This is a genomic window from Citrobacter amalonaticus (assembly GCF_018323885.1).
GTDB lineage: Bacteria > Pseudomonadota > Gammaproteobacteria > Enterobacterales > Enterobacteriaceae > Citrobacter_A > Citrobacter_A amalonaticus.
On record NZ_AP024585.1, the window covers coordinates 3,625,014 to 3,639,105 of the forward strand.

The window sequence follows — 14,092 nt, forward strand, 5'->3', positions numbered from 1 at the left end:
CATAGCGTCATCCGGCATGAATGTCACGACGCCGCTAATTCCGCAAAGCCGCCGTGGCCCTCCCAGCCGTCGAGACGCTGGTAAACGGTGTCGACGGCATCCTTAATGGGTTGAGTCATAGGATAATAGAACCCGACGATATCCGGCTGAATCCCGAGGAAGATCACCTCGCCGACGTCTTCTTTAAGCTGATCAACCAGATAATTCAGCGGCATATTGTGGGTCGTCATCATGAACATCTCGGCGATATCGTCAGGATCGACAATGCGGATCTCGCCGGGATTCAACCCCATGTCGGTAGCGTCCACGATCAGCAGACGATCCGGGCGCAGTTCGCGAATGGCCACGATGTCATTTTCCGGCGCACAGCCTCCGTCAATGACCACCCAGTGACCTTTCGCCTGCGCCGCGCATTTTTCTGCCAGCAGCGGACCCGCGCCGTCATCCCCCATCATGCTGTTGCCAACACACAATAAAACGTCAGTCACGGTGTCTCCTTACCATCAGGTAAATCGCGCTCTCCTGATGAATATCGTGCAACATGCTGAGCATCTGTTTGCTCCATGCCTGCTGCTCCGGGGTCTGTACCGCGAGCGCACGATCAAACGCGTGCGCCAGCATTTGCACATGATTAAAATCGATGACGATCTCGCCATACTTCGGCACACCTTCCATCTTCCGACGGGCCTCGCTGCCCTCTTCCAGCGTGGCAATCCACGCCAGATACGCCTCCCACGGGCAGATCAGCGCGGCTTCCAGGCAGTCGATGATCCCAAGGTGGTGACCAATCGCCAGGCTGTAATAGACAACCTGCTGCGCCTCGGCGGGCGTCGCATCGTTCTCATCAATAAACTTACGGCTCAGTTGACTGAACACCACCGTTTCACTCATCGGATTCGCGCCTCTTCGACAACCTGATTCAGGTGCGTGACAATCTCGGTCAGGCGCGGATCGCTTTCCGCTTCCAGCCAGCGCGCCACCTGATGTTCACCCTGGCCGAGTTGACGCAGGTAATCATCCGCAATCTGACGCCCATAGCGATAACCGGCCAGTCGACGCGCCTCGCGATCGACCTTCACACGCAGCGGCTGCACCATGTCCGGATGCAGGATTTCCGCTGGCTGATCGTCCAGTTCTCCCGGTGCACGAGCATGAATTTTCTGCTCCAGCAGGCCCAGCGCCATCGCAAAGCCGTACAGCGTTGCCGCAGGCGTCGGCGGGCATCCTGGAATATACACATCCACCGGCACAATTTTGTCAGTGCCGCCCCAGACGCAGTACAAGTCATGGAAGATACCGCCGCTGTTGCCGCAGGCGCCGTAAGAGATGCAGATTTTCGGATCGGGCGCAGACTGCCAGGCACGCAGCGCCGGGGAGCGCATGGCACGGGTAACCGCGCCGGTGAATAGCAGTATGTCCGCATGACGCGGCGACGGTACGACTTTGATACCGAAGCGTTCGGCGTCAAACAATGGTGATAAGGTCGCGAAAATTTCAATTTCACAGCCGTTACAGCCGCCGCAGTCCACGCGGTAAACATAGGCTGAACGCTTGATGTTTTTCAGTAATGACGCCTTCATGCTGGCGATGGACTCATCCACCGTCATCGGTACCGGAATACCGTTTGCGTCACGCGGACCTAATAAATGGCTCATCAGCTGGCCTCTTTCATATGGCGAGTCAGTTCAATTCGGTCGGACGGCACCAGGCACTTCTGACGTTTGCAGTCCGGGCAGGTCTCAAAGCTTTCGCGGTGATGCTCCGCGCGGCTGTCGCCGTTGTGCTTAAGCAGCGCAATGGCGTAATCAATCTCTTTCTGAACAGCGAAAGGACGATGGCATACGCGGCAGTTGCACAGCGCAAAACGGGACTGCTGGAGGAAATCCTCTTTCTTCCACACCGCCAGTTCATACTCCTGCGAAAGCTTGATCGCCGCCGTCGGGCACACTTCTTCGCAGCGGGCGCAGAAAATGCAGCGCCCGAGGTTGAACTGCCAGGCCAGTTCGCCGCTGGCCAGATCCGTTTCCACCGTCAACGCATTTGACGGGCAGGCATTCACGCAGGCCGCGCAGCCAATGCACTGCTGCGGATTGTGCTCCGGCTTACCGCGGAAGTTTTTATCAACCGCAATCGGCTCCAGCGGATAAGACGAAGTCGGCGCGCCGGTTTTGATGACTTTTTTGATAAAGGTAAACATGGCGATTCCTTATTTCAGCGGCGAGTTTTTACGCTCAATGCTGTAGCGCTCAAGTTCTTTGTATGGCACGACTTTGCTCTTCTTCTTACGCACATCCACCACGGTCATGCGGTCAGTACAGGAGTAGCAAGGGTCAAGGCTACCGATAATCAGCGGTGCATCAGAAACGGTGTTGCCGCGCAGCATGTAACGCAGGGTCGGCCAGTTAGCGTAAGTCGCCGCACGACAGCGCCAACGATACAGCTTCTGGTTGTCGCCGGTCATGCTCCAGTGAATATCGTCACCGCGTGGTGCTTCGGAAAAGCCCAGCGCAAAGCGATGCGGAATGTAGGTGAAGCCTTCCACCATCAGCGGACCGCCGGGCAGGTTGTCCAGACCGAAGTCGATCATATTCAGTGCGGTGTACACTTCGTTGATACGCACTTTCAGACGCGAGATCACATCGCAGCCCTGTTCGCTGTGAACCGTCATCGGCAGCAGACCGTAACCGACAAACGGGTGATCGGCGCGGGTGTCACGAGCGTGACCGCTGGCGCGAACCATCGGCCCAACGTTACTGAAATCACGCGCAATCTCTGGATCCAGACGACCAATTCCCACGGTGCGCTGTTCCATGTTCGGCGTACTGAGCAGCATATCCACCAGTTCCTGCACGTCGCGACGCATCTGCTGCGCCAGTTGACGGGTCTGGATCATGTCCTCTTTCAGCAGATCGCGACGAATCCCGCCGATCAGGTTCAGACCGTAAGTCTTACGCGCCCCGGTCAGGATCTCCGCCATCTTCATGGAGGTTTCGCGTACGCGGAAGAACTGCATAAAACCGGAGTCAAAACCGGTGAAGTGACAGGCCAGACCGAGGTTCAGCAGATGGGAGTGCAGACGCTCCACCTCCAGCAGAATGGCGCGGATCATCTGCGCGCGTTCCGGCACCACGATGCCCATCGCGTTTTCAACGGAGGTGGTATACGCGGTGCTGTGGGCGAAGCCGCAGATCCCGCAAACGCGATCCGACAGGAAGGTGACTTCGTTGTAGCCCATCCGGGTTTCCGCCAGTTTTTCCATGCCGCGATGGACATAGAACAGGCGGTAATCAGCGTCGATAATATTTTCGCCATCAACAAACAGGCGGAAGTGTCCCGGTTCATCCGAAGTGACGTGCAGCGGGCCAATCGGCACCACGTTATTTTTCTTGTCACCCAGTTCATTGATGAACTCGTAGGTTTCCGCATCGGTGGTCGGTGCCGGGCGCTGACGATAATCCATGCTGTCTTTACGCAACGGATAGAGTTCGTCCGGCCAGTCATCCGGCAGCACCAGACGGCGTTCGTCCGGCAGACCGACCGGGATCAGACCGTACATGTCGCGCACTTCGCGCTCGCCCCAGACGGCAGCCGGCACGCGCGGCGTAACGGACGGGAATTCCAGCTTATTGGCATCAACTTCAACACGTACCGTGATCCAGCATTTGGTACCCTGCTCCATCGACAGCACGTAGTACACCGCGTAATGACCACACAGCTGGCGTTCATCATTGCCAAACAGCACCGAGAGCCATCCGCCCTGCTTGTAGTAGAGGAATTCGACCACTTCCGGCAGATAGTTGACCTTCACGGTGATGGTCAGTTGATCCCGGGTCTGCCAGGCTTCGTCCAGCACCACGCCAGGAAACGCCTGGTGCAGTGCGGCAAGGTATTGTTGACCAACTTTTTCTTCAGACATGCTCAAACTCTCTTAAATCACGCCACCAGCAAGGAGACGAACGCTAAAAACGCAAACCCAAAACCGGCCCAGGTCACGCGTGAGGTGGCGCAAAAACGCAGACGCGCCATGCTGTTTTCAAACAGGGCAATAACCAGTACGCCGACAAGCAGCTTGATGATGGCGATCACCAGCGCAAGCAACAGTCCACCTGCGCTGAACGTTTCCATCTGTCCCCACGGCAGGAACACGCCGACAAACATTTGCAGTACTACCAGCTGTTTCAGGCTAATGCCCCACTTCAGCACCGCAAAACCGCTGCCGCTGTATTCGGTCAGCGGCCCTTCCTGCAATTCCTGCTCCGCTTCCGCCAAATCGAACGGCAGTTTGCCCATTTCGATAAATGTGGCGAACGCACAGGCGCACAGTGCCAAAATCAGCGGAATGCTGCGGGCTGCTGGCCAGTGATAGATCGTATCGGTGATATTGCTGATATGGGTGGAACCCGCAACCTGCGCAGCGACCCACAGTCCCAGCAGCAGGATCGGCTCCACCAGCACGCCGAGCATCGCTTCACGACTGGCACCGATCGCTGTGAACGGGCTGCCGGTATCAAGTCCCGCGATAGAAAAGAAGAAACGGGCAATAGCGAACAGATAAATCAACGTGATCAAATCGCCCAGTTGCGGCAGCGGTGAACCCACGGTTACCACCGGCAGCGCGGTAGCGATGGTCAGCATAACGCCCACCATCACAAACGGCGTCAGACGAAAGACCCAGCCAGCATCCGCTGGCGCGACGCTCTGACGGCCCAGCAGTTTGAGCAGGTCGCGATACTCCTGCAATACACCAGGACCGCGGCGATTGTGCAGACGGGCACGCGCCACGCGGGTCACGCCGGATAGCAGCGGCGCAGCGGCAAATAACACCAGCGCCTGAATTAACGGATATAAAACACTCATTCTCAGGCTCCTCGTGAAACCACAATCACCACCAGCACGGCCAGTTCGATCAGCGCCAGGCGGCGGAACAGCACCGGTACCGCCGCGCTTTGCCAACCCGGAACCCACGCTACCGGATTGAGCCACTTACGCAGTTTGAGAACCGGTGCAAAGGCTTCCTTCACTGGCATCGCGAAACCGTGCGCGGTAATGACCATCGACTGCTCGTGATCGTAACCGCAGACCCATGCCGTCCCGCGAGAACGCGATGGCAGACGGTTGCCTTTGAACATCGCCATGATGATGAATGGCAGCAGCGGACAGGCAATCAGCAACAGCGTGATCATGGGTTGCGATACGGTGGTATTGGCGGTTTCCAGCGGCAACGGTACGGCAGTCGCCAGCAGCGGCAACAGCCACGGCGCGGCAACCCCGCCGAGTACGCAACAAATCGCCAGCGCCACGACGCTGATGCCCATCAGGAGAGGCGCACAGCAGGCGTTTTCCGCCTCTTTCGTGCGCGGCGCGCCGAGGAAGGTCACGCCATACACTTTCGCCATACACATCACCGCCAGCGCACCGGTAATCGCCAGTCCGACCGCCAGTAGTGGCCCCAGCAGACGACCAATAAACGCGCCGCTGTTGCCCAGTTTGAAGAAGGACTGGTAGATCACCCACTCGCCAGCAAATCCGTTCAGCGGCGGCAGTGCAGCCATCGCCATCAGCCCCACCAGCATCGCAATGGAAATGACCGGCATGCGTTTACCGATGCCGCCCAGTTTTTCGATATCGCGATGTCCGGTACGAAACCAGATGCTGCCCGCGCCAAGAAACAGCACGCTTTTGAACAGGCTGTGGTTCACCAGGTGATAGAGACCACCGGTCAGGCCCAGCGCAATCAGCGTCGGTTGTTTGAGAGCAATCCCGGTCACGCCTGCGCCGAGACCGAGCAGGATAATGCCGATGTTTTCCAGCGTGTGATACGCCAGCAGGCGCTGAATATTGTGCTCCATCAACGCATACAGACCGCCGACAAACGCGGTGATCATGCCGAGAACCAGCAGTAACACACCCCACCACAACGGCGCATTACCGCCAATCAGCGATAACGAGAGAATGCCCAGTAGACCGACCTTCATCACCACGGTGGAGAACAGGGCCGCCGCTGGAGCGCTGGCGTTCGCGTGAGCCTGCGGCACCCATCCGTGCAGCGGAATAATCCCGGCCAGCAGACCAAAGCCCGCCACGCCAAGCAGCCAGATGTCAGCGCCCAGCGGCAGTTCCTGAGTGCGCAGATCGAGGAGACGCAACTCAAGGGTGCCATAGCGCTGCCACACCAGATAACAGGCGATCGCCAGCAGCAACGTACCGAGACGCCCCAGCGCAAACCACAGCTTGCCTTCTTTGCTGCATCCGGTCAGGAACACCGCACACAGCGCCATGATTTCCGCCATCACCACCAGCGTGCCGAGATTGCTGGCGGCAACTGCGCACACCGCCGCCGCCATCAGCAGATTCACCAGCAGACCGTTGGCCCTGACCTGCGGATGGCGATGCCAGTCGATGTTGTACAAACTGACAAACAGTCCGCACAGCCCCAGCGTAATCAGCCAGATGGCATTCAGTGGGGTGATTTGCACGCTGTGACCGATAAACGGCATCACGCCGCGCACCGCGACAGCGTTGATGAGCACGGAGAAACCCGCCGCGGCAGTACACAAGCACCCCACCGCGCCGCCCACGCCAGCAACCCAGCCGCTAAGCGCTTTATGAAAAGAGAACAGAAATGCCAGGACGGCGGCGGCGGCAAACCAGGCCACACCGCTGATGATCAGTGAAATTGCGCTCATTTTGCCTCCCCACTCTGAGCCTGCTGAAACAAGGAGAGATCGCCGAAGTCAGTATTGAAAGTCAGCTCACGTTTCCGTTTACTGGCGCGGGCGATGTCCATGTTGTTCACAAGATGCAGAGCTTTCGTCGGACACATCCGTACGCAGGCCGGGCCTTGTTCATCGAAACTGCACAGATCGCATTTCAACGCGATGGCACGCACGCCCGGAACCCAGTCCAGCAGCGTACTGATGCGAGCCGGTGCCGGTGGCGCTGGTGGTGCTTTAGGCGTATTGGCGTTGGCCGGGATATGCAGCGGACGGCTGCCGGAAAATTCGATCGCACCAAACGGACAGGCAATGCCGCACAGTTTGCAGCTCACGCACAGGCTTTCATTAAGCTGTACGGCGCCATCCACCCGGTTAATGGCGTTAACCGGACACACGGTGGCGCAAGGGGCATCTTCACAGTGGTGGCAAAGCTGCGGCGCAGATTCTTTTTCATTCAGCATCACTTTCAGGCGCGGCATAGACTGTAGGCCGTGCTGGCGATGCGTCTCTGAACAGGCGGCCTCGCAGGTGTGGCAGCCGATACAGAGCGTGGAGTCAGCAATTACAAAACGATTCACCAGGCATTCCTCAGGTGATAGTCATTTTTGACGAAAACATGCCGATGAAATGTCATTTTCGACACTGTTCGACACGTCTGTCCCTTAAAGCGTCGTGACAACCCATGAGACGACGTCACGACGTAAAACGCTGGGGTCAGGCCGCCGGATTTTGTCTCGCCACCAGTTGGCTCAGATTGATCGGCGACCCGCTTTCAACAGCGGCATACAGTCGGTCATAAACGCTGGCGATTTTATCGAGATAGTGTTCCAGCACCTGCTCACGCTCACGGTTGCTGACCCGCTCGTCCACTTTGCCATCAATGCTCAATTGCGCCTGTGCAATCAGTTGCTTATCTTCGCCATCTTTTGTTTCGACGTAATACTCAATGGTGTGGCTGTTGAAGCCTTCCGCCATCGTGACGGTGATGCGAAAGTGTTCGAACAGTACGAAACAGAGATCTTTATCCGGCGCGCAGCTCATCGCATGGTGCAGACGCGCTTTCGACAGGGTGATCCCCTGAACCAGCGAATTGCAGTAAATATGCCACTGGTCCTGTAGGCGACGATGCCGCTGCGCGATGTAATCGGCTTTTTCGCTTATTTCCCAAATAGTCATGTCAGGTTACCCGTTTAACAGAGATAGCCTGCCATAAGCATTTTCCATGCCAGTTTTTAACTATTTGTTTTTTCATGAATTTAATAATAAAAGACGGCTGTCGACGCCCGAATGACATGTCATTTCGTCATCATCGTCATCGACAAATGCCCCCAACTTTCAGGCTGGCATAGTTATTGCTTATCACTGCCCATCATATCGGGAGGCACTATGCACGAAATTACCCTTTGCCAGCGGGCACTGGAATTGATCGAACAACAGGCCGTCGCGCACGGCGCAAAACGGATAACTGGGGTCTGGCTCAAAATTGGCGCATTTTCTTGCGTAGAAACCAGCGCTCTCTCCTTTTGTTTTGATCTGGTATGCCGTGGCACCGTTGCGGAAGGTTGTAAACTGCACCTCGAGGAACAAGAAGCCGAATGCTGGTGTGAATCCTGTCAGCAATACGTCACCTTACTGACCCAACGCGTACGCCGTTGCCCGCAATGCAATAGCGACACGCTGCAAATCGTGGCCGATGACGGATTACAGATTCGACGAATAGAAATAGATCAGGAGTGAGCGATGTGTACAACATGCGGTTGCGCTGAAGGCAACCTTTATATAGAGGGTGATGAGCATAACCCTCATTCCGCGTTTCGCAGCGCGCCTTTTGCCCCGGCAGCTCGCCCGGCGCTGAATATTACCGGCATAAAAACGTCCGAATTCACCCCGAGCCAGACGGAAGAAGGCGATCTGCACTACGGTCACGGTGAAGCCGGCACCCACGCGCCAGGCATGAGCCAGCGGCGTATGCTGGAAGTAGAAATCGACGTGCTGGATAAAAACAACCGTCTGGCCGAGCGCAACCGCGCCCGCTTCGCCGCGCGCCAACAGTTGGTGCTCAACCTCGTCTCCAGCCCAGGATCCGGTAAAACCACTCTGCTTACCGAAACGCTGATGAAGCTGAAAGACAGCGTCCCGTGCGCCGTCATTGAAGGCGACCAGCAGACGGTCAACGACGCCGCGCGCATTCGCGCCACGGGCACTCCGGCCATTCAGGTCAACACCGGCAAAGGCTGTCACCTCGATGCGCAGATGATTGCCGATGCCGCGCCGCGTCTGCCGCTGGAAGACCACGGCATTCTGTTTATCGAAAACGTCGGCAACCTCGTCTGCCCGGCGAGTTTTGATCTCGGCGAACGCCATAAAGTGGCGGTGCTTTCTGTCACCGAAGGCGAAGACAAGCCGCTGAAATACCCGCATATGTTCGCCGCCGCCTCGCTGATGCTGCTCAACAAAGTCGACCTGCTACCGTACCTGAATTTCGACGTTGAGAAGTGCATTGCCAGTGCCCGGGAAGTTAATCCGGATATCGAGATCATCCTGATTTCCGCCACCAGCGGCGAAGGAATGGATCAGTGGCTGAACTGGCTGGAGGCACAGCGATGTGCATAGGCGTTCCCGGCCAAATCCGCACTATCGAAGGTAACCTGGCGAAAGTCGACGTTTGCGGCATTCAGCGCGACGTCGATCTGACGCTGGTCGGCAGTTGTGATGAGCACGGCGAACCTCGTCTGGGCCAGTGGGTACTGGTCCACGTCGGTTTTGCCATGAGCGTGATTAACGAAGCCGAAGCGCGCGACACGCTCGATGCGCTCCAGAACATGTTTGATGTTGAGCCGGACGTCGGCGCTTTGCTGTATGGCGAGGAAAAATAATGCGTTTTGTTGACGAATACCGCGCGCCGGAACAGGTGATGCAACTGATTGAACACCTGCGTGAACGTGCCGCGCATCTGCCGTATACCGCTGAACGTCCGCTGCGCATTATGGAAGTCTGCGGCGGCCATACGCATGCGATCTTCAAATTTGGTCTCGACCAGTTGCTCCCTGATAACGTGGAGTTTATCCACGGCCCGGGTTGTCCGGTCTGCGTACTGCCGATGGGACGTATCGACAGTTGCGTTGAAATTGCCAGCCATCCGGAGGTGATTTTCTGTACCTTTGGCGACGCCATGCGCGTGCCGGGGAAACAAGGTTCGCTGTTGCAGGCGAAAGCGCGCGGTGCGGACATTCGCATCGTCTACTCGCCGATGGATGCGCTCAAACTGGCGCAGGAAAACCCAACGCGTAAAGTCGTGTTTTTCGGCCTCGGCTTTGAAACGACCATGCCGACCACCGCCATTACCCTGCAACAGGCAAAACTGCGCGACGTGCAGAATTTTTACTTCTTCTGTCAGCACATCACGCTCATTCCGACCCTGCGCAGCCTGCTGGAACAGCCCGATAACGGCATCGACGCGTTTCTCGCGCCAGGTCACGTCAGTATGGTGATCGGTACCGACGCCTATCATTTTATTGCCAGTGAGTTTCATCGTCCGCTGGTGGTCGCTGGATTCGAACCCCTTGATCTACTGCAAGGCGTCGTGATGCTGGTTGAGCAGAAAATAGCGGCCCACAGCCAGGTCGAAAACCAGTATCGCCGCGTGGTGCCAGACGCCGGCAACCTGTTGGCGCAACAGGCTATTGCCGACGTATTTTGCGTCACCGGCGACAGCGAGTGGCGCGGCCTGGGGGTGATTGAATCCTCCGGCGTGCATCTGACGCCTGACTATCAGCGTTTTGATGCCGAAGCGCATTTCCGACCGGCACCTCAGCAGGTTTACGACGACCCGCGCGCCCGCTGCGGCGACGTGCTGACCGGGAAATGTAAACCGCATCAGTGCCCGTTGTTTGGCAAAACCTGTAATCCAGAGACCGCCTTCGGCGCACTGATGGTCTCTTCAGAAGGCGCATGCGCCGCCTGGTATCAGTATCGTCAGCAGGAGTGTGAAGCATGAACAGCGTACAACTCGCCCACGGTAGCGGCGGTCAGGTCATGCAGCAACTGATTAACAGTCTGTTTATGGAAGCCTTCGCTAACCCGTGGCTGGCGGAGCAGGAAGATCAGGCGCGGCTTGAACTGGCGCAACTGGTCGCTGAAGGCGATCGGCTGGCATTCTCCACCGACAGCTACGTCATTGACCCACTGTTTTTCCCCGGCGGCAACATCGGCAAGCTGGCGATCTGCGGTACCGCCAATGACGTCGCCGTCAGCGGCGCAATTCCACGCTATCTCTCCTGCGGCTTTATCCTCGAAGAAGGACTGCCGATGGAGACGCTGAAAAGCGTGGTAAACAGCATGGCCGCCACCGCGCGTGAGGCCAATATCGCGATTGTGACCGGCGATACAAAAGTTGTTCAACGTGGCGCAGCGGACAAATTGTTCATCAACACTGCAGGCATGGGGGCGATTCCAGCCAATATTCACTGGGGTGCACAAACCCTGGCAGCGGGCGACGTGCTGCTGGTCAGCGGTACGCTGGGCGATCACGGCGCCACTATTCTTAATCTGCGTGAACAGTTAGGGCTGGATGGCGAACTGGTCAGCGACTGCGCGGTATTAACGCCGCTAATTCAGTCGTTGCGCGATATTTCCGGCGTGAAAGCCCTGCGCGACGCGACGCGTGGCGGCGTGAACGCGGTCGCCCATGAGTTTGCCGCCGCCTGCGGTTTTGGCATTGAGCTGTCCGAATCCGCACTTCCCGTGAAACCTGCCGTTCGTGGAGTATGTGAACTACTGGGTCTGGATGCGCTTAACTTCGCAAACGAAGGCAAGCTGGTCATTGCCGTTGAACGTCAGGCGGCCGGGCAGGTGCTGGCGGCGTTGCATGCCCATCCGTTGGGGCGCGATGCGGCACTGATTGGCGAAGTGGTCGAACGTAAAGGTGTGCGTCTGGCCGGTCTTTACGGCGTGAAGCGCACGCTGGATTTACCGCATGCAGAACCGCTGCCGCGGATCTGTTAAGTCCGTCATTATGCCGGATGGCGGCGTCGCCTTATCCAGCCTACACAATCGGTTGAACCGTTGGTCGAATAAGGCGTTTTCGCCGTTATTCAACTCACACAAACTGTTCGAACCGTAGGCCGGATAAGGCGTTTTTTGTCGACACCCAGCGGAAGTCGAGTGTCTATACCTATAATTTAATTTCTTTTTTTGCACCGCGCAGCGGTACTTTCCTGGAAAAGCAATATGTCGTATACACCGATGAGCGATCTCGGGCAGCAAGGATTGTTCGACATCACTCGCACATTGTTACAGCAGCCCGACCTGCAATCGCTAAGCGAGGCGCTTTCGCAACTGGTAAAGCGCTCGGCGCTTGCCGACAGCGCGGCGATTGTGTTGTGGCAAGCGCAGACACAGCGGGCGTCCTGGTACGCCACGCGCGATAACGGCAAACCCGTCATCTACGAAGATGAAACCGTGCTGGCCCACGGCCCGATCCGCCGTATTCTCTCTCGCCCCGATGCCCTGCACTGCAATTATCACGAGTTTTCAGAAACCTGGCCGCAACTGGCTGCTGGCGGCCTTTACCCGCCATTCGGCCACTACTGCCTGCTGCCGCTGGCGGCGGATGGCCGCATTTTTGGCGGCTGCGAATTTATCCGCAACGACGATCGCCCCTGGAGCGAAAAAGAGTACGAGCGTCTGCAAACCTTCACCCAGATTGTCGGCGTGGTGGCAGAGCAAATTCAGTGCAGGGTCACGAACAACGTCGATTACGATCTCTTGTGCCGCGAACGCGACAACTTTCGTATTCTGGTCGCCATCACTAACGCCGTACTCTCCCGGCTCGACATGGATGAGCTGGTAAGTGAAGTCGCCAAAGAGATCCATCACTATTTCAACATCGACGACATCAGCATTGTCCTGCGTAGCCACCGTAAAAATAAGCTCAGCATTTACTCCACTCACTACCTCGATGAAAATCATCCCGCACACGAACAAAGCGAAGTCGATGAAGCTGGCACTCTGACGGAACGGGTGTTTAAAAGCAAAGAGATGCTGCTGATAAACCTGAACGAACGGGACGCGCTGGCCCCCTATGAACGCATGCTGTTCGATACGTGGGGCAACCAGATTCAGACGCTGTGCCTGCTACCGCTGATGTCGGGCAACACCATGCTCGGCGTACTCAAGCTGGCGCAGTGTGAAGAAAAAGTGTTTACCACCGCCAACCTGAACCTGCTGCGCCAGATTGCCGGGCGCGTCGCCATCGCCGTGGACAACGCCCTCGCCTATCAGGAAATCCATCGGCTGAAAGAGCGGCTGGTGGATGAAAACCTGGCGCTTACCGAACAGCTCAACAATGTCGACAGCGAGTTTGGTGAAATCATCGGGCGCAGCGATGCGATGTACAGCGTGCTCAAGCAGGTCGAGATGGTGGCCCAGAGCGACAGCACTGTGCTGATCCTCGGTGAAACCGGCACCGGGAAAGAGCTGATTGCCCGCGCAATCCACAATCTGAGTGGGCGTAACGCACGCCGGATGGTGAAGATGAACTGCGCCGCCATGCCCGCTGGCCTGCTGGAAAGTGACCTGTTCGGTCACGAACGCGGCGCCTTCACCGGTGCCAGTGCGCAGCGCATTGGCCGCTTTGAGCTGGCGGATAAAAGTTCTTTGTTCCTGGATGAAGTGGGCGACATGCCGCTGGAATTACAGCCTAAGCTTTTGCGCGTCTTACAGGAACAGGAATTTGAGCGTCTGGGCAGCAATAAGCTGATCCAGACCGACGTGCGTCTGATCGCCGCCACCAACCGTGACCTGAAAAAAATGGTCGAGGATCGCGAGTTTCGTAGCGATCTCTACTACCGCCTCAACGTTTTTCCGATCCGACTTCCGCCGCTGCGCGAACGCCCGGAAGATATCCCCCTGCTGGTGAAAGCATTCACCTTTAAAATCGCTCGCCGCCTGGGGCGTAACATCGACAGTATCCCAGCGGAAACCCTGCGCATCCTCAGCAATATGGAATGGCCGGGTAATGTGCGCGAACTGGAGAACGTGGTGGAGCGCGCCGTTCTGCTGACGCGAGGAAGCGTGCTGCAACTCTCGCTGCCGGATATCGGCATGCTCTCACCTGGTGAACCACCCGTCGCGACCGAAGTCGCCCAGGAAGGGGAAGACGAGTATCAGCTCATCCTGCGGGTGCTGAAAGAGACCAATGGTGTGGTTGCAGGCCCGAAAGGCGCAGCTCAGCGGCTGGGTCTTAAGCGTACCACGCTGCTTTCACGCATGAAGCGTTTAGGTATTGATAAAGACGCGCTGGTTTGAGGCACGCGTTGCTGGATGTCGGGTGGGCAATTATCCGTAGGCCGGATTAAGGCGAAGCCGCCATCCGG

General features: G+C 57.3%; 15 protein-coding genes. 6 read left to right on the top strand and 9 right to left on the bottom strand.

Features of this window, described 5'->3' with window-relative positions:
• Nucleotides 1-23: 23 nt before the first annotated feature.
• From hycI to hycA, 9 genes are all read right to left on the bottom strand, one after another.
• Nucleotides 24-488 carry a hydrogenase maturation peptidase HycI gene (hycI, locus tag KI228_RS17185; protein WP_044266632.1) on the bottom strand — a complete coding sequence of 155 codons (465 nt, stop codon included), beginning with the start codon at nt 486-488 and terminating at the stop codon, nt 24-26.
• Complete coding sequence (locus tag KI228_RS17190; protein ID WP_044266634.1) at nt 481-891, bottom strand: formate hydrogenlyase maturation HycH family protein; 411 nt, start codon at nt 889-891, stop codon at nt 481-483. Before KI228_RS17190 ends, hycI begins: the two co-directional genes overlap by 8 nt.
• On the bottom strand, nt 888-1,655 hold the full coding sequence (gene hycG, locus KI228_RS17195; RefSeq protein WP_042999592.1) for a formate hydrogenlyase subunit HycG: 768 nt from the start codon (nt 1,653-1,655) through the stop codon (nt 888-890). The genes KI228_RS17190 and hycG overlap by 4 nt, the downstream gene beginning before the upstream one ends.
• The gene (gene hycF, locus KI228_RS17200; RefSeq protein WP_044255059.1) at nt 1,655-2,197 is read right to left on the bottom strand and encodes a formate hydrogenlyase subunit HycF; all 543 of its coding nucleotides are present in this window, start codon (nt 2,195-2,197) and stop codon (nt 1,655-1,657) included. The genes hycG and hycF overlap by 1 nt, the downstream gene beginning before the upstream one ends.
• A 9-nt stretch (nt 2,198-2,206) precedes the next feature.
• On the bottom strand, nt 2,207-3,916 hold the full coding sequence (gene hycE, locus KI228_RS17205) for a formate hydrogenlyase subunit HycE (RefSeq protein WP_042999590.1): 1,710 nt from the start codon (nt 3,914-3,916) through the stop codon (nt 2,207-2,209).
• Between the two features lie 17 nt (nt 3,917-3,933).
• Complete coding sequence (locus KI228_RS17210; RefSeq protein WP_042999589.1) at nt 3,934-4,857, bottom strand: respiratory chain complex I subunit 1 family protein; 924 nt, start codon at nt 4,855-4,857, stop codon at nt 3,934-3,936.
• A gap of 2 nt (nt 4,858-4,859) precedes the next feature.
• Nucleotides 4,860-6,686 carry a formate hydrogenlyase subunit 3 gene (hycC, locus tag KI228_RS17215; RefSeq protein ID WP_061069679.1) on the bottom strand — a complete coding sequence of 609 codons (1,827 nt, stop codon included), beginning with the start codon at nt 6,684-6,686 and terminating at the stop codon, nt 4,860-4,862.
• A complete protein-coding gene (hycB, locus tag KI228_RS17220) occupies nt 6,683-7,294 on the bottom strand; it encodes a formate hydrogenlyase subunit HycB (RefSeq protein ID WP_061069678.1) in 612 nt (203 codons plus the stop codon). The genes hycC and hycB overlap by 4 nt, the downstream gene beginning before the upstream one ends.
• Before the next feature lie 136 nt (nt 7,295-7,430).
• Entirely contained in the window at nt 7,431-7,892 is a 462-nt protein-coding gene (gene hycA / locus KI228_RS17225) for a formate hydrogenlyase regulator HycA (RefSeq protein WP_042999586.1), read from the bottom strand.
• Nucleotides 7,893-8,102: 210 nt separating this feature from the next.
• Here hycA and hypA point away from each other — a divergent pair, with 210 nt between their 5' ends.
• From hypA to flhA, 6 genes are all read left to right on the top strand, one after another.
• Nucleotides 8,103-8,453, top strand: coding sequence for a hydrogenase maturation nickel metallochaperone HypA (gene hypA / locus KI228_RS17230; RefSeq protein ID WP_042322631.1), 351 nt, complete (start codon nt 8,103-8,105; stop codon nt 8,451-8,453).
• A gap of 3 nt (nt 8,454-8,456) precedes the next feature.
• Complete coding sequence (gene hypB / locus KI228_RS17235) at nt 8,457-9,329, top strand: hydrogenase nickel incorporation protein HypB (protein WP_042999585.1); 873 nt, start codon at nt 8,457-8,459, stop codon at nt 9,327-9,329.
• Complete coding sequence (gene hypC / locus KI228_RS17240) at nt 9,320-9,592, top strand: hydrogenase 3 maturation protein HypC (protein WP_042999584.1); 273 nt, start codon at nt 9,320-9,322, stop codon at nt 9,590-9,592. Before hypB ends, hypC begins: the two co-directional genes overlap by 10 nt.
• A complete protein-coding gene (hypD, locus tag KI228_RS17245) occupies nt 9,592-10,713 on the top strand; it encodes a hydrogenase formation protein HypD (protein WP_044266644.1) in 1,122 nt (373 codons plus the stop codon). Before hypC ends, hypD begins: the two co-directional genes overlap by 1 nt.
• A complete protein-coding gene (hypE, locus tag KI228_RS17250; RefSeq protein ID WP_061069677.1) occupies nt 10,710-11,720 on the top strand; it encodes a hydrogenase maturation carbamoyl dehydratase HypE in 1,011 nt (336 codons plus the stop codon). Before hypD ends, hypE begins: the two co-directional genes overlap by 4 nt.
• A 225-nt stretch (nt 11,721-11,945) precedes the next feature.
• Nucleotides 11,946-14,024 carry a formate hydrogenlyase transcriptional activator FlhA gene (gene flhA, locus KI228_RS17255; RefSeq protein WP_044255048.1) on the top strand — a complete coding sequence of 693 codons (2,079 nt, stop codon included), beginning with the start codon at nt 11,946-11,948 and terminating at the stop codon, nt 14,022-14,024.
• The last annotated feature ends 68 nt before the right edge of the window (nt 14,025-14,092 follow it).

Bases quoted from the DNA above. Each gene is read 5' to 3' on its own strand.
- KI228_RS17190 (WP_044266634.1), bottom strand. From the start codon at position 891: ATGAGTGAAACGGTGGTGTTCAGTCAACTGAGCCGTAAGTTTATTGAT.
- hycG (WP_042999592.1), bottom strand. From the start codon at position 1,655: ATGAGCCATTTATTAGGTCCGCGTGACGCAAACGGTATTCCGGTACCG.
- hycF (WP_044255059.1), bottom strand. From the start codon at position 2,197: ATGTTTACCTTTATCAAAAAAGTCATCAAAACCGGCGCGCCGACTTCG.
- hycE (WP_042999590.1), bottom strand. From the start codon at position 3,916: ATGTCTGAAGAAAAAGTTGGTCAACAATACCTTGCCGCACTGCACCAG.
- KI228_RS17210 (WP_042999589.1), bottom strand. From the start codon at position 4,857: ATGAGTGTTTTATATCCGTTAATTCAGGCGCTGGTGTTATTTGCCGCT.
- hycC (WP_061069679.1), bottom strand. From the start codon at position 6,686: ATGAGCGCAATTTCACTGATCATCAGCGGTGTGGCCTGGTTTGCCGCC.
- hycA (WP_042999586.1), bottom strand. From the start codon at position 7,892: ATGACTATTTGGGAAATAAGCGAAAAAGCCGATTACATCGCGCAGCGG.
- hypA (WP_042322631.1), top strand. From the start codon at position 8,103: ATGCACGAAATTACCCTTTGCCAGCGGGCACTGGAATTGATCGAACAA.
- hypB (WP_042999585.1), top strand. From the start codon at position 8,457: ATGTGTACAACATGCGGTTGCGCTGAAGGCAACCTTTATATAGAGGGT.
- hypC (WP_042999584.1), top strand. From the start codon at position 9,320: ATGTGCATAGGCGTTCCCGGCCAAATCCGCACTATCGAAGGTAACCTG.
- hypD (WP_044266644.1), top strand. From the start codon at position 9,592: ATGCGTTTTGTTGACGAATACCGCGCGCCGGAACAGGTGATGCAACTG.
- hypE (WP_061069677.1), top strand. From the start codon at position 10,710: ATGAACAGCGTACAACTCGCCCACGGTAGCGGCGGTCAGGTCATGCAG.
- flhA (WP_044255048.1), top strand. From the start codon at position 11,946: ATGTCGTATACACCGATGAGCGATCTCGGGCAGCAAGGATTGTTCGAC.